The organism is Citrobacter sp. Cpa228, from assembly GCF_030333085.1.
GTDB lineage: Bacteria > Pseudomonadota > Gammaproteobacteria > Enterobacterales > Enterobacteriaceae > Citrobacter > Citrobacter pasteurii.
Map to the genome: position 1 here is coordinate 1 of NZ_JAOWGQ010000027.1, position 674 is coordinate 674.

Consider the following 674-nt stretch of genomic DNA (forward strand, 5'->3'; position numbering starts at 1 on the left):
TTTGCTCTTTAAAAATCTGGATCAAGCTGAAAATTGAAACGACACACTGTTTCATTTCTCCGTAATAAGAAATGAAAAGCGGTGTGTTCGAGTCTCTCAAATTTTCGCAATCAGAAGTGAAACATCTTCGGGTTGTGAGGTTAAGCGACTAAGCGTACACGGTGGATGCCCTGGCAGTCAGAGGCGATGAAGGACGTGCTAATCTGCGATAAGCGTCGGTAAGGTGATATGAACCGTTATAACCGGCGATTTCCGAATGGGGAAACCCAGTGTGATTCGTCACACTATCATTACGTGAATACATAGCGTAATGAAGCGAACCGGGGGAACTGAAACATCTAAGTACCCCGAGGAAAAGAAATCAACCGAGATTCCCCCAGTAGCGGCGAGCGAACGGGGAGCAGCCCAGAGTCTGAATCAGCTTGTGTGTTAGTGGAACGGTCTGGAAAGTCCGACGGTACAGGGTGATAGTCCCGTACACCAAAATGCACAGGCTGTGAACTCGAAGAGTAGGGCGGGACACGTGGTATCCTGTCTGAATATGGGGGGACCATCCTCCAAGGCTAAATACTCCTGACTGACCGATAGTGAACCAGTACCGTGAGGGAAAGGCGAAAAGAACCCCGGCGAGGGGAGTGAAAAAGAACCTGAAACCGTGTACGTACAAGCAGTGG

1 rRNA gene is annotated in these 674 nt (G+C 49.1%); it reads left to right on the forward strand.

The features are described from left to right. Positions 1 to 138 precede the first annotated feature (138 nt). Positions 139 to 674: ribosomal RNA gene (locus OGX91_RS00210) — 23S ribosomal RNA — on the forward strand; the annotation flags it as partial.